Below are 26,043 nucleotides of genomic sequence, written 5' to 3'. Positions count from 1 at the left end.
ATCCAGGATCCTGAATCAGTTCGGCGGTTGTGCCGTGCTGCGCAATTGCGCCTGACCGGACCCCATCTGGGACCGGGCCTCGATCGCCGCCCGGACTTCGGGCAGTTCTAGCAGCGCATTCATCCGCGCCGCAGTCTCCGCTGTTTCCGCCGACATGCCGAACAGGGCCGAGAAGGCTTCAAACGGTGTCTGCTCGCGCGGGAAGCGGACGAGACGGACATTGGTTTCCGGCGCGAGGCCAGCCAGTTCGCGGGCGACATCGACGGCATCGCGGAAGCCGCCAATCTCGTCCACCAGACCAAGATCGAGGGCCTGGGCCCCGGTCCAGACCCGACCGCGGGCGATTTCGAGCACGCGCTCGAGCGGCAGGTCACGGCCATCGGCAACGCGCTGGGTGAAGTCCTCATAGGTGTCGGCCATCTGGGCGCGGAAGGCGTCGCGCTGCGTCTCCGTCCAGCTCTGCTGACCGGAATAGGCAGTGGCATACTCGCCGCCGACATAGACCGACTCAGATTGCAGGCCGACCATTTCGAACGTGCCTTCAAGCGCGACCTTGCCGCCCAGCACACCGATAGACCCGGTCAAAGTGGTGGCGTGAGCGAGGATATAGTCGGCTGGTGCCGCCAGGTAATAGCCGCCCGAAGCCGCCATTGAGGCCATGGAAATAATCACCGGCTTGCCCGCTTCCTGGGCCCGTTCAATGGCATTCCAGACCTGGTCAGAGGCGATGGCCGAGCCGCCGGGCGAATCGACGCGGACGAGAATGGCGCGAACACTGGCATCATTGGCCGCTTCGAGAATCGCGTCCGACATGATGTCGCTGCCGATGCCGGCCCCATTGCTGAACGGGCCTTGATCACCACTGCCGGTGACGATGGCACCCTGGCCTTCGATCAGGGCAATGGCCGGACCGTTGCTGCGAGGGCTGAGCATCGCACGATATTCCGGGATGGGCAGGAAATGTCCGCCCGAACCGGCGCGGGCGAGGGCCGCCTCGCGGGCCTCAATGACATGGCCGAGGCGATCGACGAGGCCGAGATCAAGGGCTTCTTCGGCAGAATGCGGTGCCGTTTCGAACAGGCCGCGCAGGGCATCGGGAAGGATGTCACGGTCTCTGGAGATCTCGACGATCGCCGTGTCGAAAATGGAATTCATGTAGGAGAGCGTGGCTTCGCGATGTTCGTCGGTGAAACCGGTCTGGGTGTAGACATTCGCCGCATTCTTGAATTCGTGGAATTGCTCGAACTGGGGGTCGGCATTGAATTGCTCAAACATGCCGCCGAGGAAAAGGACTTCCGATGCCAGTCCGGCCGGCGTGAAGTTGGCGGTGTCCTGCAGCCAGATCTCGTCGGAGCCGGCAACCGCGAAATAGGCGGTCACGGAGGTGCCTTCAAAACCCTGCGCATGGGTGATGACGAATTTTCCGGAGGCGCGGAAATCGGCAATGGCATTGCGAACCTCTTCGGCCATGCCCGGGGACAGGCCGAACTCATTGGCCCGAATGAATATGCCCGCAACGCCCGGGTCGGTTTCGGCGCGCTCCAGCGTGCGGACCATGTCCACGACCGAGAGCGGTTCGGCAAAGGCGAAAGGCGAGCGCGAGGGCGAATCAAGCCGCTGGGCGCGCAGGTCAAGCTCAAGCACGGCACCATGTCCTGGCGTGCTTGCCTCGGGGCGCGAGCCGGCCGCGGCCGAGAAGAGCATGCCTGCGATCAGGAAGGCGGCGAGCACGACGGTCAGGACCGAACCGACGACAACGCCGAATATCGAACCAAAGAATGTAATCCAGAACTGTTTCATCGGGGGGCCTTCCAAAGCGGGTACACGGTTGACCGGACCATCCGTGCAAGAAGCGGTCCTGTCCAGAGCTTTGATAAAGTACCGGGACGGGACAGGTAGGAGGGATTGGCGGTGCCATGATCCCGGCCGCGCTTTCATGCGTGTGGCGGGGCGGGGCATGATGGTCGGAGTAGCAAGATTTGAACTTGCGACCCCCGCCTCCCGAAGACGGTGCTCTACCAGGCTGAGCTATACTCCGAACCGAGGCGGGCCTTATAGCCAGCTCCCGCGGCCGGTGCAATCTCCCAAAAATATCCTGTAGCCCCGGTGTGCAAGGCCTGCACGTCCCGGTGCGCCAGCCAGTTGGAGCGCCTGGACCGGCGCCTGTCCGGCCGCTTTCACCCGGTCCTGCGGCGGCGAGCTGCAAATCTGCTCGTCTGTCACCGCATAGAGCCGTTGCATCCGCTCCTCCGACTCGGTATCTAGCCCGCTCCGTCGCAGCTGGCGGATCCGGTTGGGGCGTCGCCAAGTGGTAAGGCACCGGTTTTTGGTATCGGCATTCCCAGGTTCGAATCCTGGCGCCCCAGCCAACCGTCTTCAATTCAATCCATCATGAAGCGAATCATCCCGGGGCCGGGCGGCGCCGGGTGCTGTTTTCGTGACATTTCCGTAAGATTGGGCGCGCTCGCAAACTCCCTGGATGCATGACCGCTTCACACAGCTGTGAAGTGGCTGTGACAGCGAATTCCCACTCCCTGCCGCAATCCAAAGCCAGGCTAGGGACTTACTGCCTTCAGCAGGCGAGCATCCCTGCCGATTTAAGCGCGTGAGGGGAAAAACGCTGCATTAGGGCCGCGATTGGTCGCATTCCAGCCACAATGATGTATTGATCGTAACGCTTGGCTAGTGTTAGCGTTCAACCGGATTTCAACGGCGTGCACGCGTCAATGAGACGATGGAACCACCATCGCGGTTTCTGGGTGGGCTGTAACAAACAGCTACGGTAACCATCCGTGCAGACTTGAACGCTAATCGGGTTATCCGAGGGCGGCCAGCGCGTCGCTTGAATGTAGGGTAGGGGGCCATTCCGGCAGGGACTTTGTCGGTTTAGCATCGAATTAATGTGGGCGGGGAGCCGTATTGGCCCCCTGCGATTACCATTGTGAGGCGAGAAATGGTGGACTTGAAGAAAATGGTTCGCGCGTCGCTCATGGCGGCGGTTGCGGCGACCGCCGTCGGGGGAGTTGCCACTGCGCAGCTCGCACCCGTGCTGCAGACCGCACGTGAGGGAACGAACGCAGGTGCGCAAACGCAGGTGCGCATCGATCAACTGGACGATCAGCGCACGGATATCGAACTCGAATATCGTGCTTTGCTCGATCAGATTGAATCGCAGCGGCTCTTCGTTGAGCAGCAGCAGGTCTTTATCCGGTCGCAACAGGCCGAGATGGGGTCGCTGCAGCAGCAGATCGACCGCGTCGAGAATATTCAGCGCGACCTGGCGCCAATGATGCGCGAAATGGTCCAGAACCTGGAACAGTTCGTAAATCTTGATCTTCCATTCCGCCTCGAAGGCGAAAATGGCCGGCTTCGCCGGATCGAGCGTCTCTATGAGCTGATCGACGATCCGGAGATTTCCCCGGCTGAACGTTATCGCGTCATCCTGAACGCCTATGACATCGAAGCGTCCTATGGCCGCTCGCTGAATTCCTACGATGAAGTCATTCTCGAGGACGGCATCCCGGTCAATGTGACTGTGTTGCAGATCGGCCGGATCGCCATGATCCGCCAGTACCCTGATGGCCGCATGACCATGCGCCATGTCCAGGGCAGCGACTGGGTTGCACTTCCGGGCAGCTACGAAACCAATGTGACCCGCGCAATCCGGATCGCTCAAGAAGTCACCACCCCGTCTGTCTTCCTCGCGCCTCTTCCAGGGCCGACGGTAGCGCAGTAACGGATTGGAACGGAGAGTTAAGCGATGAAGACCACCTTTAAGATACTCGCCGCCGCCGTTTCGATGGGTGTGGCGCTCACTGCCGGAGCTGTCGGACAGACGCAGCCGGCCGGATCAATCAGCGAACTTCTCAATCGCGTGCGCAGTGATGCCCGCGAGGCCAGCCAGGAAAACCAGGCTCGTCTGCGTGAGTTCCAGAGCAGCACGAATCAGCAGCAGGCGCTGTTGAGCCAGGCTCGTGGCGAAATGGCCGCGCTGGAACGGCAAGCCGCAGCGCTTACCGTTGAGTTCGAAAACAACCAGGTTGAGATCGACGTTCTCGCGACCGAGCTTCGCCAGCGCCAGGGTGCGTTTGGTGAGCTGTTCGGTGCGGCGCGTCAGGCTGCGGGCGAATTCGCTGCCATCATCAATGCGTCTGTGGTGTCTGCCCAATTCCCGGGCCGTGCCGATGCGCTTGAAGCCCTGGCAACCAACCGCACACTGCCAACCCGTTCGGAGCTGGATTTCATCTGGCGTCGTGCAATCGACGAAATGATCGGCCAGCAAGGCGTCGTGACCTTCGATTCGATGGTGACGGGTATTGGCAATGGCCAGCCGGTTCCTGTGACCCGCGTTGGACCTTTCCTCGCCTTCACCAATTTCAACAACAACCAGCGTTTCGCACGTTGGAAGGAAGCTGAAACCACGGGTGCATGGGCGTTGACCGATCTGCCAACCCAGCCGCCAGGCAATCTGGTTGCCGCCGCTTCGACCCTGTTCAATGCCGATCCAAACGAGATCGTCATGGGTGTTGTCGATCCGTCGCGTGGTGCCCTTCTGGACATCTACAAGGACGTTCCGGATCTGAAAGAGCGTATCAATCAGTCCGGCATGGTTGGCCTGGTGATCATCGGTCTTCTGGCGATCTCCGCGACTTTCGGTCTGTTCCGCATGTTCGCTCTGTTGAGCACGCAGGCTGCCGTCAATGGTCAGAAGCGCAAGTCGAAGGCTGGCAAGGGCAATCCGCTCGGCCGTGTCATGATGGCTTATGAAGCTGCCAAGGACAAAGACGTCGAGACGATGGAATTGAAGCTCGACGAGGCCATTCTTCAGGAATCGCCGAAGCTCGAATTCGGCCTCAACTTCCTGAAACTGGCAGCCGGTATTGCGCCGCTGCTGGGTCTGCTGGGCACCGTGACCGGGATGATCAAGACCTTCACCCAGATCACCCTGTTCGGTACGGGCGACCCGAGAATCATGGCCGGCGGTATTTCCGAAGCGCTCATGACCACGGTGTTGGGCCTTATTGCCGCCATTCCGCTGTTGTTCATTCACAGCTTCGCGCAGAGCTTCGCTCGCGGCGTGCAGCAGGTGCTTGAAGAACAGGCTGCTGGCATGGTTGCACGGCACGCTGAAGAGCGCGGCCAAGGCTAATCGGAGGAAGCGTTATGGATTTCCAGGCCGTAACTACCGGCCTTCAGGAGTTCCTCGAGCGCGGAGGCCCCGTTCTGGTTGTTATCATGATAACGACCTTTGTAATGTGGGCCTTCATCCTCGAGCGCTTCGCCTACTTCTACTTCGCCTTTGGCGGACAAGAGAACGCGGCGTTGCGGGAGTGGTCAGCACGGACAGACCGAAAGTCTTGGTATGCCCATGCGATCCGCGACCAGCTCATCTCGGAGGTAAAGCAGCGTTGCGACCAGAATGTCGAGTTGGTGAAAACCCTCGTCGCGGTCGCCCCGTTATTCGGATTGTTGGGGACAGTGACCGGTATGGTCTCGGTTTTCGACGTCATGGCGATTTCGGGTTCGTCGGACGCACAGGCCATGTCGGCCGGTGTATCCCGGGCCACGATCCCGACCATGGCAGGGATGGTTGCATCCCTGTCCGGGCTGATTTTCGCGACCCAGATCGAGATTCTCGCCAAGCGCCGTGTTGCGCGCCTGGCCGACAAGCTCGAAATTGGTGAAGGAGCTCAGTCATGAGACGTCGAGCCAAGCACACGGACGACCAGGCCGAGGTCAACATGACCCCGATGCTGGATATCGTCTTTATCCTGCTGATCTTCTTCATCGTCACTGCGACCTTCCTCTCGGAAGAGGGGATCGATATGCGGCCGCCAGCGGACACCCCGCCGGAGACCAATGAGCCAGCGGCACCACCCATTCTGGTGCAGGTTGATGGGGATAATAATATCTTCGTCAACCAGGTCCGGACCGATGTGGACCGGGTGCTGTCGGCCGTGAACCGTTTCCGCTCGGAAGAGCCGGGCAGCGCGGTTCTCGTCGATGTCGAGGACGAAGCCGATCACGGGATCATTGTCCAGATCTGGGATGAGATGGGTGCCAATGGCATTCCGGTCTCGCTCCAGCGCAACGAAGAAAACGGTTAGGTCCGGGGAGGTATAATATGGCGCGCCGTGTTAGCCGCGTAAGTACCGGGGGAGAAGAAGTCGAACTGAACATGACGCCGATGCTCGACGTTGTCTTCATTCTGCTGATCTTCTTCATCGTCACCTCCGTCTTCATCAAGGAGCCGGGCGTGTCGGTGATCCGGCCAGATGCCATGACCGAAGAGCGTGAAAACCCGTCCATGCTGGTTGCCGTCACGGCCACCAACGAGGTCTGGGTCAATCGCCGGGCCTATGAAATGGTCGAGCTGCGTGGGGTGATCGAGCAATTATTGCAAGAGAACCCGAAGGGCAGGGCCATGATCCAGGGCGATGAGACGGCCGATATCGGCATCATTCTCGACGTTCAGGATCTGCTCACGGAAATGGGTGTCGACGTCAAGATCTCGACGTTACAAGACTAGGGAGGACTGATTATGGGTAGCATAATTCGCCTCATCGGCGGGATCCCGATTGCCGCCATTGTGACGGTCGGACTCTTTCTGTTGATGACCCGCCTGATCTTCACCGAAGGCGCTCCGCCGGAGACGAATGACGACGAGCTGTCCTTCTCGATCAATGACGAGGTCCAGGACATTGCGGCTCGCCGCCGGGACACGACGATCGAAGACGTGCAGCAGGTCGAACCACCGCCACCGCCTCCACAGATTGACCGTCAGCGGGCTGAACAGCCGACTGAAGGTCTGGCGACGGTGATGGGGGAAATCCCCGACTTTGCCGCACCACAATTGAATAGTGACAGTGTCAGCTTTTCGGTCTCTGACCGGGATGCCCAGCCACTGGTCCGGATCGAACCACAATACCCGATGCGAGCGCTGGAGCGCGGAACAGAGGGGACCTGTAATGTTCGTTTCGACGTGACCGCGAATGGCACGCCGACGAATATCCGGATTATCGCCTGCGACAGTTCATTGTTCGAGCGTGCCGCCGAGCGTGCAGTCGAACGCTGGCGTTACAGCCCGAAAGTGCAGGATGGCGTGCCTGTGGCACGTGTGAATGTGGAAACCCAATTCGAATTCCGCATTTCGCAATAGGAATACGGCGATGGATGAGCGTGGCCCACCACGCTCATCCATTGACGACTGCGGGAGCGGGTGTGCGCCGGAACGGGGCCACCCAGACAGTTTGTGAAAGCCTGTCCAGGGGAGCGGGACTGGTATGAAGGAGCCATCGATGATCCGTTTTAGCGGTTTCGATCTGACTGGGGTAACCCGCAAGCTTGCCATGCTCGCGATCGCCGTGTCGCTGACCGGCGGTGTGTTCGCGCCAGCGGATGCGCAAAGACGCGAGCGCCGTTCGGATGAACAATCCGATCAGAATGCTGCGGACCGGGTCTTCTCGGCGGCGATCGGGGAGATCGTCCAGGAAGCTTTGGCGCAACAGGAGGCGGAACAATATGCCGCGTCGATCACGACCCTGAACCGGGCTCTGGCGAACTCCAGCATCAATCCATATGAGCGTGCGGTTTCGCTGCAATTGCGCGGCCGTGCCTATTACGACACCGATCGGGTCTCCCAGGCGATCCAGGACTGGGAAGGCGCCATCGCGACCGGCGCCATGCTCCCCAGCGAGATCAACAGCTACCGGATCAATATCGGCCAGCTCTACATCACGATTGAGGACTATGCCCGCGGCATCGCTTCGCTTGAGCGTGCGGTGGCCGATGGTGGTACCGAAATCGTCAATGCGCCGCTCGCTCGCATGCTGGCCCAGGCCTATGGCCAGGCCGAGCGCTATCGCGAAGGTCTGACCTGGGCCAATCGCTTCTGGGCGATGATCCCGGCCGGCGACCGCCAACGCGGCGATTACAGCCTGATGCTGTTCTATTACCAGCAACTCGAGATGGTTCCCCAGCAGATGGAAATCGTCCAGGAGATGGTTCAGCGCTGGCCTGCCGAAAAGAGCAATTGGCGGTCCTACGCCTCGCTGCTGGCGCAGGTCGATCGCGAAGAAGACGCGTTCGAAGCCAACAAGATCATGTATATCAATGGCATGTTCACTGAGGGGCGCGAAATCGAGGCGCTCGCCCAGTATTACAGCTATTTCGGATACCCTTATCGCGGTGCCATCATTCTCGAGCGTGAGATGAATGCCGGCGTGGTCGAGCGCAGCCAGCGCAATCTCAATCTGCTGGCGAATATGTGGCGTCAGGCCCGCGAATGGGAACGCGCCATTCCAGTGCTCCGTCAGGTCGCCCAGCTCTCTGGTGACGGCAATGACTATCTGAAACTGGCGGAGGCCCTGTTCCAGGAGCGCCAGCTCTCTGAAGCCGAAACCGCCTTTGAGGACGCCCTCAACCGGGGTGGTCTTGACCGTCCGGGTACGGCCTGGACGCTTCTGGGCAATGTCCGCCTGGAGCTGGATCGCCGGCAGTCGGCGCTCGCAGCTTTCCAGGAAGGCACGCGCTATCCTTACTCGCGCTCCACCGCGAGTGGTTACATCACCTATATCAACAGCGTGATCCGCGCTGAGGCGGATCGTGTCCGCATCCGTGAACGGGTGCGCCGCGATGAGTGTCAGTTCGGCGTTGATGATTTGCTCAACACCGCCCGTCTGCTCGGCACGATGGACGAGAATGGACGCATCATCATCACCGTCCCGCCACGCTGTACCGATCTCTATAATGAGTTCGGCGAGTCGATTGCCCAGCTTGCTGCCGCCGCAGCACCAGCCGAAGAGGCTGGCGAGGGCGATGAAGCGGGTTAAGCCGACCTGACTGTCAGATCGTTCTGGCATCAGTGTGAATTGATCAACGCCCCGGCTTCTGGCCGGGGCGTTTTTTCTGATCGGCAGTTCGAAGCTTCCGCCGCCGCATTTGCCGGCCCATCGCGCGGGCCGGGCCTGCTCGTCCGGGGGGCGTTCGCGGTCTGGCCCAGTCAAACGTCAGCTCCGTCACCCGGCAAATGACCCCGCAATGGTCACAATCTTTCCTGCTTCCGCCGTTGTTTCGCCCTCTCTGCCGATCATGATTTCATCGTGGCGCGGGGCTGTGTTGTGGCTCTGCGTCGCACGCGCTCACCCTGGTCGGCGGTTCCCGCCATCGGGCGAAGGGCGGGTCGAGAGGCAGTGTCTGTCGGGGCCATCCAGAACGCTGTCCAAGGGGAGGTCTGTCCGATGACAGCCAGTTTTCAGTCTCTCAGAATGCCACTGATCATGCCGGTCGCGGCCGTCATCACGGTCGCGCTTTTCCTGTTGATGCGCCAATTGATCGATATCGGGCCGGTTCATCCGGTAGTCGAAGCCGATACACCCGACCTCGTCATCAAGTTCGAGCCCGTCGAAACACCGCCAGACCGGGGGCGCGACCTGATCATCGTCGACCCCGTCGCGCCGCCACCGGCCCCGCCGGCCCTGGAGACTGCATCCAGCGCGGTCGACTCGGTGGTGACCATGGGGGAATACGTCATGCCGACCATCGCCCGGGCCGAGATTAGCGGACCCGGAAGCATCGTGGTGACCGAGCGCGACCCGGCTCCCATCGTCCGCGTGGAGCCATCCTATCCCGCGCGCGCCGCCGAGCGCCGGCTGGAAGGGCAGTGCACTGTCCTGTTCGACATTACCCCCCAGGGCCGGACAGCGAACGTCCGTTCGCTCGATTGCACCAGCTCGCTGTTTGAGCGGGCGTCGGTGAATGCGGTGGCGAACTGGCGGTATAATCCACAGGTCGAGGCCGGCCAGCCGGTCATGTATCGCGGTGCGACCACGCAGCTGGTCTTCCGCCTCGACGAATAAGCGCTTTCCGGCCGTCGCGGATGGCCCCGTCCGGCCGGAACCGGCCCGCTGCGAGCTTGCTTGCAGCGGGCCATTCTGGTGCCTGGCAGGGCCGCAAGCCCGACGTCTGCCCGCTCGCCATCTCTAGGGCCTGATCCAACGCGGCAGGCGCAAAAAAAAGGCCCGGATCGATCGATCCGGGCCTCTTCTGTTCAGTGTCGAAAGCCCCTATTGCCGGGCTTCCGCGGCGATTTCCTCGACTTCACCGTCGGCGAGACCGACCGTCATCAGGGCGAAGGCCCAGTTCATCGCGGTCTCGCGCAGGCTGTCAAACCGGCCCGAGGCGCCGCCATGGCCGGCTCCCATATTCATGCGCAGCAGGGTCAGCCCGTCATCGGTCCGACGGTCCCGCAGGCGCGCGACCCATTTGGTCGGCTCCCAATAGGTAACGCGCGGATCGGTCAGGCCACCGGTCGCGAGGACATGCGGATAGGCCATTTCGCGAACCTGGTCATAGGGGCTGTAGGCGATCATCGTCTGATAATCTTCGGCGCTCTCGATCGGATTGCCCCATTCAGGCCATTCCGGCGGGGTCAGCGGTAATTCGGCGTCTGACATGGTGTTGACGACGTCGACGAAGGGCACCGCCGCGATGGCGCCGGCAAACAGGTCGGGCTGAAGATTGATCGCTGCGCCCACCAGAAGGCCACCCGCAGATCCGCCATAGGCGACGATATTGCCGCGTGAGGTGTAGCCCTGGCTGGCCAGGGCCTCGCCGGCTGCGATGAAGTCGGAGAAGGTGTTCTCCTTATTCTCCAGCTTGCCGTCGAGATACCATTGATAGCCACCCGCCATGCCGCCGCGGATATGGGCGACGGCGTAGACCATGCCGCGATCGACCAATGAGAGCGGTGTGACGCGGAACCCGGACGGGATGGTGATGCCGTAGGAGCCATAGCCATACAGCATCAGTGGCGCAGAACCGTCGATGGGCGTGTCGGCATGGTAGAGGACGGTGACCGGGATCTGGGCCCCGTCCGACGCCGGCGCCATGATGCGGCGGACGACATAATCGGCCGGATCATGCCCGGAAGGCACTTCCTGACGCTTGCGCAGCACACGCTCATGGGTGCGCATGTTGTAATCATAAGTCTCTTCCGGCGTCGACGGGCTTTCATAGGAGAAGCGGATCAGATCGACGGCGTATTCATAACCGGCCGAGACGCCGAGCGAATAGGCTTCCTCGGCGAAATCGATCTGGTGTTCGGCGCCCGTTGCATATTCGCGCACGACGATACGCGGCAGGGCGTTCTCGCGTTCCATGCGCACTTGCCAGTCCTGGAAACCGATCAGGTCGAGGACGAGCACGCCGGGGCGGTGTTCGATCACATCGACCCAGTTCTCGCGGCCCGGATTGTCCAGCGGCGCCGCCATGATCTTGAAATCGACAGCACCGTCCAGATTGGTGCGGAAGTAGAAGCGGTCTGGCGCTTCGGTCAGATAATATTCGACATTCGTCTCACGCGGGGCGATCAGTACCGGCTCGGCACTTGAGTCATTGGCGTCGATCAGGCGGATCTCGTTGGAGGTGTGGCCGCCGGCATTGATGACGACATAATTCTCGCCGTCCGACAGGCCGATCGAGATGAAGAAGCCGGCATCGGGTTCTTCATAGACCAGCTCGCTGACCCCGCCCTCGCGCGGCTGACGGTAGACGCGGCTCGAGCGGCCATTATCGTCGCGCCAGATCCAGTAGAGGGTCTCGCTGTCATTCGTCCACACGAAGTCGCCGGTGGATTCGTCCGTCAGGGTCGAGATGATCGCGCCGGTGGCGATGTCCTTGATCCGGACCTCGTAATATTCGGAGCCGCGGATATCGACGGCATAGGCGAGATAGCGATGGTCGGGGCTGTGCTCGACTTCGCCGAAATCGAGATAATCGAAATCGGCCGCTTCGGCATCGCCATCGATCAGGATTTCCTCGTCGCCATTGGCTTCACCGGTGACCGGATCCACCGGGCGGCGTGAATAGATCGGGTATTGGCCACCTTCGCGGTAGCGGCTGAAATATTCGTAATTGCCGTCACGCTCGGGCACCGAGCTGTCGTCTTCCTTGATGCGGCCGCGGATCTCCTGGAAAATCTGCTCCTGTAGCGCAGCGGTCGGCTCCATCACAGTGTCGATATAGGCGTTTTCGGCATCGAGCAGGGCGCGGATATCGGCGTCGAGCACTTCGGGCTCGCGCATCACCTGCTGCCAGTTCTCATCCTTGATCCACTGATATTCATCGATCCGGGTGAAGCCGAGTTGTTCAATCTCGACAGGACGTTGCTCGGCCATTGGCGCCTCGATCCCGCGGGCGCGGTCAATCAGGGCAGAGGACGGCGTCGCGGTGGTATTATCGGCGGTCATGGTAGTCTCCGGGCTGCAGGCGGCGGCGAGCAGGGCGACGAGCCCCGCACCGATCCGAATCACCCGTTGGCTTGTTGTATGTGATGTCATTATTCCCCCCTGGTTACCCGTTGGTTTAGCGTTAGCCACCGGTTCTGCTACGCATCCGGCTTGAAATCCAGCACGCCGCCATTGGTACAATAGCGCTGGCCGGTCGGTGGCGGGCCGTCAGAAAAGACATGGCCCATATGGGCGCCGCAATTGGCGCAGTGAATCTCGATGCGCGGATAGCGCAGCTTGTAGTCTGTCTTGGTCTCGACCGCGTCCGGAGTGGCCGGTTGCCAGAAGGACGGCCAGCCGGAACCGGACTCGTATTTATGCGCCGCAGCAAAGGCGGCCTCGCCGCAGACGGCGCAATGATAGGTCCCGGGCCGTTTTTCGTCATTGAGCGGGTGGGAGAAGGGCGGCTCGGTGCCTTCGGCGAAGGCGATGGCCTCGGTGGTGGCGTCGAGCGCGTCGCGCAGGCGCGCAATCTCTGCTTCATTCAGCCGGGGCATTGTCGATTTCCTCGCCAGTTGCGGTCACGATGGTATGACCACCGCGTCTGACTGATAATATGGGGGTTGTGAGGCTTATGACCAGCAAGACCAGCGCCAGCCCGCCCATCGGGATCAGCGCGGCAATGTGTGGCCCGGTGGCGCCGACAACAAAACCCATGATGACAGCGCCGGCCGGCATGCCGCCGAACAGGCCAAGCTGATAGACCGACATCACCCGCGCCAGCTTGGCCGGGGGCGCCTGTTCCTGTACCACCGAACGGCTCAGCGAAATGGCGACACCGGCGCCAAGGCCCCAGAAGAAGACCAGCAGATACAGCGTCCACAAAGGCATCGGCAGGGCAAAGGCCCCGAGCGCCAGCACGGTGACGCATTGTGCCAGCACCACGGCGCGGCCCGGCCGCTCGATCTGGCGAAACTTGACCAGGGCGATATTGGCCGCCAGGGCGCCGAGCCAGAAACACACCATCAGGCTGGCAATTTCCTGGAAACCGCCGCCATAGGTCTCGCGGATCAGCAGCGGGATCAGCACCAGGAAACCGCCGCCGACGACGAGAAAGCCGATCGCGACCATGATCGCCGTCATCGGCATCAGCACCGGCGAATGCACCACGGCGCGCCAGCCATCGACCAGATCGGCCAGCGGGTGGGCGGTGGAGCGGCCGCGATTGGACGCCAGGCGCGGCATGAAGGCGGCGGCGACACCGCCCATGATCAGGCCGAAACCCTGCAGCGCAAACAAGGCCGCCGGCCCGGTCCAGGCCGCGAAATAGCCAACCCCCATGCCGGCGATCTGCGAGGCGAATTGCACCGTCGAGGTCAGGACGACGGCGCGTTGCAGGTCGACGCTGCCATGGCGCGTCTGGCCGGTGATGCGCACGACCGGATTGATGGCGCTGTCGCGGGCCGGCATCACGAAACCGCCGGCGACGCCGATCAGCAGGGCAAAGCCCACCATCGCCCAATAGGACAGCCGGTCGGTGAAGAGCAGGCCGGCCAGGGCCAGCGCGCTCAGTCCGGCAAAGATATAGAAGTAGAACAGGATGCCGCGCCGGTCGCGGCGTTCGGCCAGGACGCCGGCCAGTGGCAGCAGCAACATCATCGGTGCCGTCAGGGCCGCCTGGGCAATGCCCAGCCTTTCCGGGCTTTCGCCGAGGGTGAAGGTGATGACGCCGGGAAACAGGGTGGTTTGCAGTCCGAAGCTGAAGAACCAGCAGGCCACCAATGCCAGATAGGCTCCGAAGGGCGGAAGCCGGAGCTTCCGGTTGCGGGCGAGGGTGTCGAACAGGGGCAAGGGTACAGCTTCAATCAAGTTGCAACGGCGATCACGATTATATCACTGTTATGGTGCGTGAATGTGACTGGCATCATGGACTGTCTAGCAACATGCTGGCTTGAAGCAAGTTTTCTCGAACCACTCCCGGGCGATATGACCCAACTCTTCCGCACTGTCTGGAGCGAATGACATGAAATATCTTCCCGCCATCCTCGGTATCCTTGTCGCCGCCTTCCTGCTTTTCATGGGGGTGCAGAAATTCGGCGCCGCCAACCCGGTCTTCGCCTATATCGCGGCGAATTCGGGCATTGAATTATTCGAGCCGGTGATCCGCCTCGTCGTCGGTGTCAGCGAAATCGCCGCCGCCGCACTCATCCTGCTCGCCACCTTCACCGGCCGCCTGCGCGGCCTCGGTGCCCTGATCTCCGCCGGGGCCACCGGCGGCGCCCTCGTCTTCCACCTCTCCCCCTGGCTCGGCATCAACGCCCCCGTCGCCTTCGCGCCCGGCGGCGGCTATGAGTTCAGCCCGATGCTGTTCATGATGGCGGTGCCCTTCTTCGCACTGTCGCTGGTGCTGGCCTGGCTGGACCGGGACGCGTTGCTGAAGATGGTGGGGCGGTGAGGGGCGGCTGCGATTAGCGTGGCACACGGGACATGATCCCGTTTCTCTGAAACGGGTGCGTGTCCCGACTTGGGTGATGCACCAACACCGGCACTCGCGCTCGCAGCAAGTCGGGACACGCACCGGCTGGACGCCGGAGCATGTCCCGCCGCCCCTCAAGCGCCATCAATCGCCCAAATGGTGACCCCTAAATGGTGACAGGCACTCATCTCCTCCGATGCTATGAATGCGAATCCGGCTCTAGATGGGACCGATGGTCAGCAGAGGGCATGTCGATGACTGGACTCGTTATTCGACTAACAGGCGCTTTCGTATTGGCCATGGTTCTCACAGCGTGCGTGGGTTCGAATGATGCGCAGAGGATGGGCCAAAACAATGAGGTGATCGAGACTTACCAAGATTTTGTGGAATGGGGCGTCGACGTAGAGAATGGTGCTCAGGTTTGGCTGTCAAATGTGACGGTTCGGTTGTGGCCGGGCGAGTATTTGTTGGTATTCCAGGGGTCTGGGTCGAGCTACGGGCGTTGCCTCAATGTCCCGTTGACCGATCAACAGGTTCAGGACGTTCGTCAGGCACGTTGGTCCGTGAATGAGGATGCACTCGATGTCCTGGTTGAGGTTTCCGGGCAAGCCGTTGTGCCGGGGTTATGTTCGGGCGACGCGCAGGCAAGCGTTCCTGCGGTGTCCATTCTGCGACTAGGAAAAAGCCATTAGCGGTGGGTTGCAGTCGTTGGAAAAAATGGGCGGGAAAAAGCGGGGATACACACCATTTTGGTGCTTCTAAACAGCTGAATTAACGGGCATATCATCAAATTTAACGGTGAGTGTCCCAGTTTTTTCCCGGGCGATCAACATCGCTATGAATTCCGTGAGGACGATTAATGAAACTTGGTTACACTGCATCAGTCTACAAAAACGGGACGAAGACGACCTTACGAATCGAAGAGTGGCCCGAGGGATTCTATGTGTTCTTCCTTCGGGGTGACGAGACCGTCTCCTACCGCGATGAATTGCAAGACACCCTAGATATAGCAATGCTTGTTGGCGAAGAGGATTTCGGCATCGAGAAATCGCAATGGGTGCTCGAAGAATGGCCGCATTGTTTGCGTTGATGAATAAATGGTGACAGGCACCCATTTCTTCAAGCCAAGTATCAATAATACCGACTTACAAGAATAAACGGGGACACACGCCATTTTCCAGCACCCAAATTCTTGAAAGGCGCGATCTCCTTCAAAACGCGTCCGCGCCGGGCAGAGCGAGCCCTGAAACCCTTGCCAAGCAGGGCGCCAGACTGGACTTGTCTCGTCAAGGGCGCGAAGCGCCGCTGCGCGGTCAGGACCCTTGACGAGACAAGTCCAGTCTGGCCGGATGCAGGCATGGTTTTCACGGCGGGGCCTGGCCGCTCGGGCCGGTTTGCTGGACTGGATTCTCGCGGCACGAAATGATGAGTGTCCCCGCTTTTTTTCCGTAGAGCAGGTCCAGATTGACATGCCTGTCCCAGGCATTGGCGTCATTGGAGGTCGCACGCGTGGCGATCTGACCGGCCGGATTAATGGGTGCCTGTCACCATCCATTTCTGTCAGGACCGTTGCGCCGCCCGGTTGAATCCAAGCTGTCACCACTAATATTTGCCGCCTGTCCCAAATTTTTCCGAATTCTCAGTTCGCGAAACACGCAATCCCTCCGCCAGTCACCTGTTCTATATTTTCCAACCGAGCATTGGCCAAAAAGTCTCCAGTCACGATTACGAAATTCATTCCAACCATTTGTAACATGCACTGGCGCATATCCGCATCTTCCAAGTCGATTTCAATAACCCAGTGATGTCCATCTATCTCGTCTGACAAGAAAAATGCGCCGCCATCGTACGTCAACACACCTGCCGCCAATACAGATCGACCCGCAAAGTCGTGAAAACGGCGGTAATTCTGCAGTTGCTCAAGACTTACAGGGTAAGGGTCGTTATTTTTGAAAGACAATAAAAATATCCCAGACAAGAATGTAACGACACAGCCAATCAAAACAAATGAAATCCTATTCATTACAGGCATCTCCGTATACCTGGTGCAATATCCCGTCATCGTCCACAAATAAATGGTGACAGGCACCCATTGTGGAGGGCCAAGCATCAATAATATCAATCGAATTCCCCATCCCGCCCGGCCCGCACCGGCAGAGCGATCCCTGAAACCCTTGCCAAGCAGGGCGCCAGGCTGGACTTATCGAGTCAAGGGCGCGAAGCGCCGCTGCGCGGTCAGGACCCTTGACTCGATAAGTCCAGCCTGGCCGGATCCCGGCATGGTTTTCAGGGCGGGCTCTGGCCCCGCGCTGGCCTGATCCGCACGCCGCTCTGCCCCCATCCATCCCGACGAGGATGGCCGGGCGGTCAGAATTGGTGCCTGTCACCATTTATTCGGATAGCCGGGAAGTACGATGCGCGCCTGGCGAGCCATAGCCGTCAGACTAGCATGCGCCCCTCAAATTACAACCCTTGCGGGTATTATTAGGGATAAATTGCGTGTGTCCCCAGTTTTTCAAATTTTTGCGTCACAGATAAGTCGAAACCCCAACCAGACATGATCCAAGGTGCCTTTTGCGAGTGCGCCCCTCGATGAAAGGCGCGAAAGTCTAGCGGGTGAGACAAAACTACCACCACGTACGACAAAATACTCGCAATCGGTTGACGCTACAGAGCGCGCCTCCGAACCTGGCCCGGTCGAGCAAGAACTTGTGAGCTCACTTGCGTTCCCGTGAATATCGTACAAGCCCCACGCATTCGGAGAATATGACCCGACGGACCGGAGCCAATTGCGGTAATCCCTCGCGTCGGCAGCAGGATCGGGTCGGCAACGCTCGCCGGGGACTTCAGGATAGCAAGTTGCCAAATCGTCAAAGTTGGCGTCACGATAGGTCGAGGCTGGCCCGAAATGGAATTCGTCGGTCGAACCGGCTCTAGCCATGTATTCCCACTCGAATTCAGTCGGCAGGCGGCAATTCAATCCGGTCCGGGCAGACAACCACCCGATATAGAGCTGGATCTCACCCATCGTGAGCATTGTGATTGGCACACGTTCATCGGGTGTGAAGAAGCGGTCCCAAAATCTGATACGCAGGCCAACTCGTGACTCCGGACAAACACCCGCGTCCCGACACGCACGCCAATCTGAGTGCGTAATTTCATAGCGTGAGGCATAGAACGGTGCTGAGATAGAGTAGCTCTGTCTGGAGAGTATCGAGCCATCAGAGTCGTCGGGACCGGGCTCGGAACCCAACATCATCTCGCCAGCGGGAATCTCGACAAACGAGGGGCAATCGGTGCACGCAAGCGCGCTGCTGTCACTGCCCGAACAGGCGGTCAGACCCAGCATAACGATGTTCAAAAAAATGAGACTTTCCCAATACCGCATTCCATCCCCCAATCTCCACCCCACCCTAAACGCACTTCCCGCCCGCACAACCAAAAATCTCCAGTTGCACACATTTTTTCAACCCGCTGAAATCGCATCCGGTTTCCCCAAAAAAACCAGCCGCGCCAAACGCCACGCCCCCTTACCGCTCCCGCAAAAAAACGGGGACACACGCCATTTTCCAGCACCGAAATTCTTGAGAGCCGCGATCTCCTTCAAAACGCGTCCGCGCCGGGTAGAGCCATCCCTGAAACCCTTGCCAAGCAGGGCGCCAGACTGGACGTGTCTCGTCAAGGGCGCGGGAGCGCCGCTGCGCGGTCAGGACCCTTGACGAGACAAGTCCAGTCTGGCCGGATGCAGGCATGGTTTTCAAGGCGGGGCCTGGCCGCTCGGGCCGGTTTGCTGGACGGGATTCTCGCGGCACGAAGTGGTGAGTGTCCCCGTTTTTTCGCGGACGAAGAATAGGTAAGGAGCGAGGTATGGATTCCAAACGTCAATATGGTTGGATGCTCCTCATCCTGGGCTTGGGTGCCTGACTAACCGGGCGCGAGGCTTCCATTGTTGATTCCTGGCGGGGCCTTGAGCGCTCGGGCGGACTTTCTGAGCAAGTCTTTCCTTTCAACCGATGACGGGCATGTTGCCGCCCCCACTCCCACCCTCCTCAAGCGCCATCAATCGCCTGCGCCAGATGATCCGTCAGCGCGCGGACGCGGCGGGGCTGGGTGCGGCCGGGGGGGAGGAGGAGCTGGACCGGGCTGGGGGGCGGGGCGTAGTCGGGGAGGAGTTCGACGAGGCGGCCGGCCTGGAGGTCGGGGGCGATATCGAGTTCGGATTTCAGCGCGATGCCATGGCCCTCGAGGGCCCATTGATGCACCAGGGCGCCGTCATTGGCGACCCGATCGCCGCGCACGGTGACGATCTGCTTCACCCCGTTGGCGCTGAGCCGCCAGAGATTGTCGAGATTGCCGCCGAAGCGCATCAGCAGACAATTATGGCTCTTCAGATCGACCGGTTTCTTCGGCGCGCCATGGGCCTGGATATAGGCTGGCGCGGCGCAGATCACCCGTCGCCGGGCCTTGAGCTGCCGGCTGCGCAGCGTGCTGTCGATGATCTCGCCGAAGCGTACGGCGATATCAATGCCCTGGCCGACAATGTCGATATAGCTGTCGCTCAGCAGGAGCTCGACCGTGATGCCGGGATGTTTGGCCAGGAAGCTCGAGACCGCGTCCGAGACGAGATTGCGGCCCAGATCACTGGGCGCGCTGAGGCGGATCGGGCCCGAGAGGTTTTGCGCCCCAAAGCGGATCCGGCTGTCGAGATCCTCGACCTCGCCCAGCACCCGCTTGGCGCCCTCGATCAGGGTGCGGCCTTCTTCGGTCAGGCTGATCGCCCGGGTCGTGCGGTTGAGCAGGACGACGCCGTAATGCGCTTCGAGCGCCGCGAGCCGTTCCGACACGGTGGTCGGCGACAGCCCGGCCTCGCGGCCGGCGGCGGTCAGGCTGCCCTTTTCGACGATGAGCAGGAATAGGGCGATATTGTCGAGCATTATACGGATTATCCGGATTGTTATTTCCGTTTTAGGTCGTTTATCCGAAGTTTGCGAGGGGTTATCTCATCCTCACAAACCAAAAGGAGCGAGCGCCATGACCCGCCCCCCGGACCCAAGGACACACGCCATGAAAGCCGTCGGCTACAAGAAATCCCTCCCGATCGAAGATGCGCAATCCCTGATCGACCTGCAGATCGAACGCCCGGCAGCGAGCGGCCATGACCTTCTGGTCAAGGTTGCTGCCGTCTCCGTCAATCCTGTTGACGTCAAAATTCGCGCCGCCCGGGCGCCTGCCGGTGATGCGCCGGAAATCCTTGGCTGGGACGCCGTCGGCGAAGTCGTCGAGGCGGGTGACCAGGTCAGCGGTTTCAAGCCGGGCGACCAGGTCTGGTATGCCGGTGCGATCAACCGGCCCGGCACCAATGCCGAATATCATCTCGTTGATGCCCGCATTGTCGGCCGCGCCCCGGTCTCGGCGAGCCATGCCGAAGCGGCGGCCCTGCCACTGACCGCGCTGACGGCGCATGAAATGCTGTTCGACCGCTTGCGCGTCAATGATGCGGTGCCCGGCGCGGCAAAGGCGATTGTCATCATTGGCGGCGCCGGCGGTGTCGGCTCGATCGCGATCCAGCTCTTGCGCGCCCTGACGGACCTCACCGTCATCGCCACCGCCTCACGGGCGGAGACGCAAGCCTGGGTCAAATCGCTGGGCGCCCATCACGCCATCGACCATTCCCAGCCTTTGGCCGCCCAGATCGAGGCCCTCGGGATTGGTGCGCCGTCCTTCGTCTTCTCGACCAATTATTCCGACAGCTATGTCTCGCAAATCTCCGAATTTATCGCGCCGCAGGGCCGTTTCGGCCTGATCGATGATCCCGAGCATTTCGACATCAGACCCTTCAAGGCCAAGGCAATCTCGATCCATTGGGAGTTGATGTTCACCCGCTCCCTTTTCACCACGCCCGATATCGCGCGCCAGGGCGAGATCCTGACCGAGGTCGCGGCCCTGCTCGATGCCGGCAAGATCAAATCCACCGCCACGCAGACGCTCGGCCTGGTCAATGCCGAAAATCTCAAGCGCGCCCATGCAATCCTGGAAAGCGGCAAGGCCAAGGGCAAGCTGGTGCTTGAAGGGTTTTAGAGGCGGGGGCTGGAAACTTCGCTGACCACAGCCAGCCGGCGCCTTTTTAGCGCCGGCTGGCGGGTCATGTTTGCCGCGATCAGTCTGCGGCGATCAGCTTCATCTTGACGGCGAAGCCAGCCAGGGCCGCACCGATCAGGGGCGCGACGATGAAGAGCCAGAGCTGGCCTATGGCGGCGCCGCCGGCGAGCAGGGCCGGTCCGATCGAGCGGGCCGGATTAACCGAAACACCGGTCACCTGGATGCCGGTGATGTGGATCACGGCCAGGGTCAGGCCGATCGCGAGCCCGGCGAGGGCGGCATCGCCACCCGGTCCGGTAACGCCGAGAATGACGACGACGAAGAGGAAGGTCATCACGATCTCGAACACGAGGGCGGCGACCATGGAATATTCCCCGAGATAACCCGGTCCCCAGCCATTCTGCCCGAGATTGCCGGCAAAACCGCCCGCGCTATTGGACAGCAGGAACATCAGCAGGGCCGCAGCCGCAATGGCACCAAATGTTTGCGCGACCCAATAGCCGAGCATGTCCTTCATCTCCATCCGCCCGGCGAGAAAGACACCGAAACTGACGGCCGGATTGACGTGGCAACCGGAAATCGGGCCGATGCCATAGGCCATGGCGACGATGGCGAGGCCGAAGGCGAGGGCGATGCCCAACTGGCCAATTTCTGCACCGGCCAGCACGGCGGCACCGCAACCGAACAGCACGAGTGCGAATGTGCCGATGAATTCGGCAATCAATTTTTTCATGAGTGTCTCCCCAGACAAGTCGCCGGATGGCGAAGCGGGGAGGTTAGTGCAGGCGGTTGCGCGTTGAAAGCGCGAATAAAATGGCGGGCGGGGTATCCATCAGCGAGGGCGGGCGCGCCGCTGGATACCCCGCCCGTCCGGGCGCGTTCACGATGCCTGCGCCGCCGCGACGGCCGCATCCGGGGCGCTGACGGCCTCGCCGGGCTGGGTGACGCTCTTCACGGTGAGGCGGCGTACGCGCCCGTCCCGTGCGGTCCAGTCAATCGTCTGCCCTGCGGACAGGCCGATCAGGGCGGCCCCGATCGGGGTGAGGATCGAGATCTTGTTGGCGGCAATATCCGCTTCGCCCGGGAAGACCAGGGTGACGGTCTTGTCCTCGCCCAGCTCGCTGGTGAAGCACAGGGTCGAGCCCATGCGCACGGTTTTCGCGGCGAGCTTGTTGTCGGCGACGACGCGAGCCCGATCGAGCTCGACGAGCAGCGGCTCGGCAACATTGGCGGCGGTGTCGGGCAGGGATTCGGCCAGTCTCCACAAGCGTTCATGATCGGAACGGGTCAAGGTGATGGCAGGCTTGAGTTTACGTTTTGTGGCGGGAGCCATTGGCTGACCTCCTCTTGAGCATCAGGGCCGCACGCGCGCCTTGGGCGTCGCTACGGTCGGATAATTGTTTTGTGGAAGATGTGCCGCGTATCGGGCCGGGTCATCGGCAATGCTTGAAGCGCATTGCGAAACGCCAGCCTATACCCCTCGACCGGGGCGCGACGCGACCGGGCCGAGGGTCAGATGCCCGCGATCGGACACGCCCTGTAAGAAGTTGGAAGCCGGTGTTTGGTCATGTTCATGGTTGTGAAGGTCTGCCTTCGCACCTGCAATGTCAAGCTGGCCAGCGCCTGCCAGAGCACTATTCATTAACACGACCGGGCCATGGTGGAGCCGGACACGAGATGGAATGGACCGGTCGGGATGGCAAATGCCGAACCCTTTGAGCTGATCGATGAAGCGCCGCGGCGCGCGCGCAATGTGCTGGCGCGCCGGCTGACCGATATTGTCGGTCTGCCATCGAGCCGCCTGACGCCCCGCGAACGCTGGATCGTGGCTGATCTCCTGTATGATATCCTCCGAGCCAGCGATGTGCCCGTACGGCAGCGTTGCGCACGCCGACTGGCCGGTTTGCTCGAGGCGCCGGGCCGACTCCTGCGCGTTCTCGCCTGCGACCGGTATGAAATTGCCCAGCCAATCCTCGAGGAATCCCGGGCGCTGACCGATTTCGATCTGCTCGAGATCGTCCAGTCCGGAAGTCTGCAGCATCGCATGGCGATCGCACGGCGCGAGAATATCAGCGAGATCATTTCAGCAGCCCTGGTCGCTGCCGGCGAGGCTCCGGTGGTCGAATGTGTGCTGAAGAACCAGACTACCGCCCTGGCCGCGCCGACCCTGGATCGCCTGGTCGGGGCGGCGCAGGACGAGATGCGCTATGCGCGCCTGTTGATCCGGCGTCCCGAATTGCGGCCGTCCCAGGCTTTCCGCCTGTTCTGGGATTGCGAGCATCCAGAGCGCGTCCAGATTCTCGAACGTTTTGCGGTCGACCGCACCATCCTGATCGATTCAACCGAAGACATCTTTCCGATGGTCTCTGCGGAAGACGGGGATGACCCGCTGGTCACGCGCGTCCTGCGCTATATTGACCGGCGTCAACGCAATCGCGAGGCCGCCGAGCTGAGCCCCTATGGTTCGCTCGAAGGGGCGATCGATGCGTTTGCCGCCGAGGGCGGGCAAGCGGTGATCGTCGAGGAAATCGCCACCCTCGCGGCCATTCACAAGCGGCTGCTCTTGCGGATGATGGATGATATGGCGGGCGAACCGCTGGCCATCCTGTGTAAGGCGACGGGGCTGAAATGGCCCAGTTTTCACGGTTTGTGGACTGGCCTTGGCCGCCATGTCCAGGATGAATCGGTCGAGCTGGCGCGCAAGGTTCATGACAGCCTGTCGGTGGAGAAGGCCCAGACTGTCCTGCGCTACTGGAACCTCTCGGTCGAGGATGGCGACAAGCGCTGAGGCGCGTTGCGCAAGCCTTGCAAGTCCCACCCGATATTTCGCGTCACAGGCGAAATCCCGCCGTCGTCTTCGCGCATGGGCGATGATCTGCGATTGCCGCCCGGCTTGTCTGGCCAAGGCCGGAATCTCGGGTTAAAACCCGGGGCTAAGGCAAATGCGTGCGGGGAGTTTTCATGACCTATAGCGTCGGTTTGACGGCCGTACTTGTCCTGCTCTGGCTGACGCTTTCGGGTCAGTACACGCTGTCGGGCGATTATCCTCTGGTCATCGGTTTTGGCGTGTTGAGCGTGGTGGCAACGGTCGCGTTGACTGCGCGGATGCGGATCCTTGATCGCGAGACCGTTCCGATCCTGCCGGCCTTGCCGCTTGCGATGTACTGGATCTGGCTGGGCCGCGAAATCCTGGCGGCCAATCTGGCGGTTGTGAAGCTGGTGATGAAGCCGGAAATCGACGTCGAGCCGCGACTGGTCCGCGTTCCAGCCGAGCAACGCTCCGGGCTGGGTCACGCCGTTTTCGCCAATTCCATCACCCTGACCCCCGGCACCGTGACGATTGATGTCGAGGAAGACGGGTTCCTGATTCACGCCCTCGATACCAGCTTCACCGATCCGGCCGGTTTCGCCGAGATGGGCGCGCGTTCGGATCTGGCATCCGATGGCAAACGGAAGGTGCTCTGATGGACATGTTCAATTTCATCATGGCGCTGGGCATGGCCTGCGCCATGGCGATTATGCTGGCGCGCCTGTTTGCCGGGCCGACGCTGTATGACCGCGTCCTGGCGGCCAATTCCTTCGGCACCAAAACCATCCTTTTCCTGCTTGTGTTCAGTGCCTTGTCCGGGCGCCAGGATGCGATCGACATCGCCATGCTCTATGCCCTGATCAATTTCGTCGCGACCATCGCGATCCTCAAATTCTTCCGCTATCGCTCGCTGGAGATCTCCCTGGCCCAGATGTCCCTGAGACGGGCCGTCGACGGGGAGGACGAGGCATGAGCGGCGCCGAGATCTGGCATCATCTGTTATTTGCTATCAGTGTCGCGTCGATGTCGGCAGGCCTGGTTTTCGTTCTGGCCGGCGCGATCGGCGTTATCCGTCTGCCCGATTTCTATACGCGCATGCATGCAGCGGGTGTCACCGACACGCTCGGTGCCGAACTGGTCATCCTCGGTCTGATCCTGCAGGCGGGAGACTGGCAGACCATGGCCAAGCTCGCCCTCGTCGGCCTTCTGCTCTTCCTGACCAGTCCGACCGCGACCCATGCCGTCGCCAATGCCGCCCATCGGGCCGGCCACAAGCCGGACCTGGCGCACTTCAAGCCGTCGCATCCGCGCGATCTGGCCGATGAGGAGGGCAAGGCATGACCGATCTGACCCAATATCTCGACTATGCCCTGATCGGCATGCTCCTGGCGGTTGCCTTCGCCATTGTCCGCCTGCGCAATCTGTTCGCGGTCGTGATGCTGATGGGCGTCTACAGCCTGCTTTGCGCGGCCTGGTTTGTCTCGCTCGATGCGGTTGATGTCGCCTTCACAGAGGCCGCCGTTGGCGCCGGGATTTCTACCGTATTGCTGCTGGCGGCGATGCTGCTGACGGCGCGTGAAGCCGAACCCAGCAAGCCGCAGCGCCATTGGGCCGCACTGGCTGTGGTCGTCGCAGCAGGGGCCGCGCTGCTCTACGCCGTGCCCGATATGCCGGTCTATGGCGACGCGGAGTCAGTTGCCAATGCCTATGTCGGCCGCGACTATCTCGAGCAGACACCCCATGACATCGCAGTCCCGAATATCGTGACGGCGGTGCTGTCCAGCTATCGCGGCTTCGATACGCTCGGCGAGACTGTCGTGATCTTCACGGCCGGACTCGGTGTGATCCTTCTGCTCGGCTTTGGTGGCCGCAAGCGTGAACCGAAGGGCAAGCCTGCGGCCAAGGCGGCTCCCGCTGCCCGGGCACCCAAGGCTGGCAAGCCGGCCAAGCCGGTCAAAGAGGAGGGCGCATCATGAGCCCGCACCTGATCCTCCGCGTTGTTTCCAAACTCCTGATTCCGATCATCGTGGTGTTTGGTTTTTACGTGCAATTCCACGGTGATTTCGGTCCGGGTGGCGGCTTCCAGGCTGGCGTGATCGTTGCCGTTGGTGTCATCCTCTACGCGTTGATCTTCGGGATGGAAGAGGCGCGCCGCGCCGTCCCCCCGGCGGCCGTGCGTTATCTGATGGCCGCCGGCGTTCTGCTGTTCGCCGGCGTCGGGGTTGCGACCCTGCTGATGAATGGTGCCGGCGAGCCGGTCAATTTTCTCGATTACGACGCCTTGCACCCTGATCAGAGCCATCATACCGGACAGCATTACGGCATTCTGCTGATCGAGCTTGGCGTCCTGTTCACGGTCTCATCGGTGATGCTGGCGATTTTCTACGCCTTCGCCGGACGGATCCCGGACCTGCCGGACGAGGACTGGTAAA

At 61.1% G+C, this 26,043-nt stretch carries 27 protein-coding genes and 2 tRNA genes; 19 read left to right on the top strand and 10 right to left on the bottom strand.

Annotated elements, in window-relative coordinates; genetic code table 11:
- Positions 1-15 precede the first annotated feature (15 nt).
- Positions 16-1,800 carry a signal peptide peptidase SppA gene (sppA, locus tag BLT42_RS05665; RefSeq protein WP_091768084.1) on the bottom strand — a complete coding sequence of 595 codons (1,785 nt, stop codon included), beginning with the start codon at positions 1,798-1,800 and terminating at the stop codon, positions 16-18.
- Positions 1,801-1,961: 161 nt separating this feature from the next.
- Positions 1,962-2,038 (bottom strand) — tRNA-Pro (locus tag BLT42_RS05660).
- Between the two features lie 256 nt (positions 2,039-2,294).
- Between BLT42_RS05660 and BLT42_RS05655 the strand changes: the two genes are divergently transcribed.
- The 9 genes from BLT42_RS05655 to BLT42_RS05615 all read left to right on the top strand — a co-directional run bounded on the left by BLT42_RS05655 (position 2,295) and on the right by BLT42_RS05615 (position 9,857).
- A tRNA-Gln gene (locus BLT42_RS05655) sits at positions 2,295-2,369 on the top strand.
- A 584-nt stretch (positions 2,370-2,953) separates the two neighbouring features.
- Positions 2,954-3,736, top strand: a complete 783-nt coding sequence (locus BLT42_RS05650) for a DUF3450 domain-containing protein (RefSeq protein WP_091768081.1) — start codon at positions 2,954-2,956, stop codon at positions 3,734-3,736.
- A 24-nt stretch (positions 3,737-3,760) separates the two neighbouring features.
- A complete protein-coding gene (locus BLT42_RS05645; protein ID WP_091768078.1) occupies positions 3,761-5,149 on the top strand; it encodes a MotA/TolQ/ExbB proton channel family protein in 1,389 nt (462 codons plus the stop codon).
- Between the two features lie 14 nt (positions 5,150-5,163).
- On the top strand, positions 5,164-5,700 hold the full coding sequence (locus BLT42_RS05640) for a MotA/TolQ/ExbB proton channel family protein (protein WP_091768075.1): 537 nt from the start codon (positions 5,164-5,166) through the stop codon (positions 5,698-5,700).
- A complete protein-coding gene (locus tag BLT42_RS05635; protein ID WP_091768071.1) occupies positions 5,697-6,107 on the top strand; it encodes an ExbD/TolR family protein in 411 nt (136 codons plus the stop codon). Before BLT42_RS05640 ends, BLT42_RS05635 begins: the two co-directional genes overlap by 4 nt.
- A 17-nt stretch (positions 6,108-6,124) precedes the next feature.
- Positions 6,125-6,529 (top strand): ExbD/TolR family protein, encoded by a 405-nt coding sequence (locus BLT42_RS05630; protein WP_091768068.1) that lies wholly within the window; start codon positions 6,125-6,127, stop codon positions 6,527-6,529.
- A 12-nt stretch (positions 6,530-6,541) separates the two neighbouring features.
- On the top strand, positions 6,542-7,159 hold the full coding sequence (locus tag BLT42_RS05625; protein ID WP_091768066.1) for an energy transducer TonB: 618 nt from the start codon (positions 6,542-6,544) through the stop codon (positions 7,157-7,159).
- Between the two features lie 139 nt (positions 7,160-7,298).
- The gene (locus BLT42_RS05620; RefSeq protein WP_176780268.1) at positions 7,299-8,831 is read left to right on the top strand and encodes a tetratricopeptide repeat protein; all 1,533 of its coding nucleotides are present in this window, start codon (positions 7,299-7,301) and stop codon (positions 8,829-8,831) included.
- Between the two features lie 408 nt (positions 8,832-9,239).
- Positions 9,240-9,857 (top strand): energy transducer TonB, encoded by a 618-nt coding sequence (locus BLT42_RS05615; RefSeq protein ID WP_091768060.1) that lies wholly within the window; start codon positions 9,240-9,242, stop codon positions 9,855-9,857.
- A gap of 207 nt (positions 9,858-10,064) precedes the next feature.
- Here the strand turns inward: BLT42_RS05615 and BLT42_RS05610 are convergent, their stop codons facing one another.
- From BLT42_RS05610 to BLT42_RS05600, 3 genes are all read right to left on the bottom strand, one after another.
- Positions 10,065-12,248: a S9 family peptidase gene (locus tag BLT42_RS05610; RefSeq protein ID WP_233342340.1), complete on the bottom strand. Its 2,184-nt coding sequence runs from the start codon at positions 12,246-12,248 to the stop codon at positions 10,065-10,067.
- Positions 12,249-12,385: 137 nt separating this feature from the next.
- A complete protein-coding gene (gene msrB / locus BLT42_RS05605) occupies positions 12,386-12,784 on the bottom strand; it encodes a peptide-methionine (R)-S-oxide reductase MsrB (protein WP_091768191.1) in 399 nt (132 codons plus the stop codon).
- A complete protein-coding gene (locus BLT42_RS05600) occupies positions 12,768-14,096 on the bottom strand; it encodes an MFS transporter (protein WP_233342339.1) in 1,329 nt (442 codons plus the stop codon). The genes msrB and BLT42_RS05600 overlap by 17 nt, the downstream gene beginning before the upstream one ends.
- 154 nt (positions 14,097-14,250) lie before the next feature.
- On the opposite strand from BLT42_RS05600, the gene BLT42_RS05595 reads away from it, so the two are divergent.
- The 3 genes from BLT42_RS05595 (at position 14,251) to BLT42_RS05585 (ending at position 15,793) form a co-directional block, all read left to right on the top strand.
- Complete coding sequence (locus BLT42_RS05595) at positions 14,251-14,682, top strand: hypothetical protein (protein ID WP_091768054.1); 432 nt, start codon at positions 14,251-14,253, stop codon at positions 14,680-14,682.
- 275 nt (positions 14,683-14,957) lie between these two features.
- Positions 14,958-15,395 carry a hypothetical protein gene (locus tag BLT42_RS05590; RefSeq protein WP_233342338.1) on the top strand — a complete coding sequence of 146 codons (438 nt, stop codon included), beginning with the start codon at positions 14,958-14,960 and terminating at the stop codon, positions 15,393-15,395.
- 167 nt (positions 15,396-15,562) lie between these two features.
- Positions 15,563-15,793, top strand: a complete 231-nt coding sequence (locus BLT42_RS05585; protein ID WP_091768048.1) for a hypothetical protein — start codon at positions 15,563-15,565, stop codon at positions 15,791-15,793.
- A gap of 549 nt (positions 15,794-16,342) precedes the next feature.
- Here BLT42_RS05585 and BLT42_RS05580 read toward each other — a convergent pair.
- The 3 genes from BLT42_RS05580 to BLT42_RS05570 all read right to left on the bottom strand — a co-directional run bounded on the left by BLT42_RS05580 (position 16,343) and on the right by BLT42_RS05570 (position 19,640).
- A complete protein-coding gene (locus BLT42_RS05580) occupies positions 16,343-16,726 on the bottom strand; it encodes a hypothetical protein (RefSeq protein ID WP_091768044.1) in 384 nt (127 codons plus the stop codon).
- A gap of 492 nt (positions 16,727-17,218) precedes the next feature.
- Positions 17,219-18,052: a formylglycine-generating enzyme family protein gene (locus BLT42_RS15350; protein ID WP_176780267.1), complete on the bottom strand. Its 834-nt coding sequence runs from the start codon at positions 18,050-18,052 to the stop codon at positions 17,219-17,221.
- 700 nt (positions 18,053-18,752) lie between these two features.
- Positions 18,753-19,640: a LysR family transcriptional regulator gene (locus BLT42_RS05570; protein WP_091768038.1), complete on the bottom strand. Its 888-nt coding sequence runs from the start codon at positions 19,638-19,640 to the stop codon at positions 18,753-18,755.
- A gap of 127 nt (positions 19,641-19,767) precedes the next feature.
- Between BLT42_RS05570 and BLT42_RS05565 the strand changes: the two genes are divergently transcribed.
- The gene (locus tag BLT42_RS05565; RefSeq protein ID WP_091768034.1) at positions 19,768-20,781 is read left to right on the top strand and encodes a zinc-binding alcohol dehydrogenase family protein; all 1,014 of its coding nucleotides are present in this window, start codon (positions 19,768-19,770) and stop codon (positions 20,779-20,781) included.
- Positions 20,782-20,860: 79 nt separating this feature from the next.
- Here BLT42_RS05565 and BLT42_RS05560 read toward each other — a convergent pair whose 3' ends face one another.
- Both BLT42_RS05560 and rnk read right to left on the bottom strand, forming a co-directional pair.
- Positions 20,861-21,535 (bottom strand): aquaporin, encoded by a 675-nt coding sequence (locus tag BLT42_RS05560; protein ID WP_091768031.1) that lies wholly within the window; start codon positions 21,533-21,535, stop codon positions 20,861-20,863.
- 147 nt (positions 21,536-21,682) lie between these two features.
- Positions 21,683-22,135 carry a nucleoside diphosphate kinase regulator gene (rnk, locus tag BLT42_RS05555; protein ID WP_091768028.1) on the bottom strand — a complete coding sequence of 151 codons (453 nt, stop codon included), beginning with the start codon at positions 22,133-22,135 and terminating at the stop codon, positions 21,683-21,685.
- 363 nt (positions 22,136-22,498) lie between these two features.
- Between rnk and BLT42_RS05550 the strand changes: the two genes are divergently transcribed.
- From BLT42_RS05550 to BLT42_RS05525, 6 genes are all read left to right on the top strand, one after another.
- Positions 22,499-23,590, top strand: a complete 1,092-nt coding sequence (locus BLT42_RS05550) for a DUF2336 domain-containing protein (protein WP_091768025.1) — start codon at positions 22,499-22,501, stop codon at positions 23,588-23,590.
- Positions 23,591-23,763: 173 nt separating this feature from the next.
- On the top strand, positions 23,764-24,267 hold the full coding sequence (locus BLT42_RS05545; RefSeq protein ID WP_091768021.1) for a Na+/H+ antiporter subunit E: 504 nt from the start codon (positions 23,764-23,766) through the stop codon (positions 24,265-24,267).
- Positions 24,267-24,584, top strand: coding sequence for an MrpF/PhaF family protein (locus BLT42_RS05540; RefSeq protein ID WP_233342336.1), 318 nt, complete (start codon positions 24,267-24,269; stop codon positions 24,582-24,584). Before BLT42_RS05545 ends, BLT42_RS05540 begins: the two co-directional genes overlap by 1 nt.
- Positions 24,581-24,952, top strand: coding sequence for a monovalent cation/H(+) antiporter subunit G (gene mnhG, locus BLT42_RS05535; protein WP_091768018.1), 372 nt, complete (start codon positions 24,581-24,583; stop codon positions 24,950-24,952). The genes BLT42_RS05540 and mnhG overlap by 4 nt, the downstream gene beginning before the upstream one ends.
- Positions 24,949-25,587: a DUF4040 domain-containing protein gene (locus BLT42_RS05530; RefSeq protein ID WP_091768016.1), complete on the top strand. Its 639-nt coding sequence runs from the start codon at positions 24,949-24,951 to the stop codon at positions 25,585-25,587. Before mnhG ends, BLT42_RS05530 begins: the two co-directional genes overlap by 4 nt.
- On the top strand, positions 25,584-26,042 hold the full coding sequence (locus tag BLT42_RS05525; protein ID WP_176780266.1) for a Na(+)/H(+) antiporter subunit B: 459 nt from the start codon (positions 25,584-25,586) through the stop codon (positions 26,040-26,042). The genes BLT42_RS05530 and BLT42_RS05525 overlap by 4 nt, the downstream gene beginning before the upstream one ends.
- The last annotated feature ends 1 nt before the right edge of the window (position 26,043 follow it).

It is taken from the genome of Maricaulis salignorans, from assembly GCF_900103475.1.
Taxonomy (GTDB): Bacteria; Pseudomonadota; Alphaproteobacteria; order Caulobacterales; family Maricaulaceae; genus Maricaulis; species Maricaulis salignorans.
The sequence above is the reverse complement of the archived record's forward strand: the minus strand, read 5'-3'. Positions and strand labels throughout refer to the sequence as shown.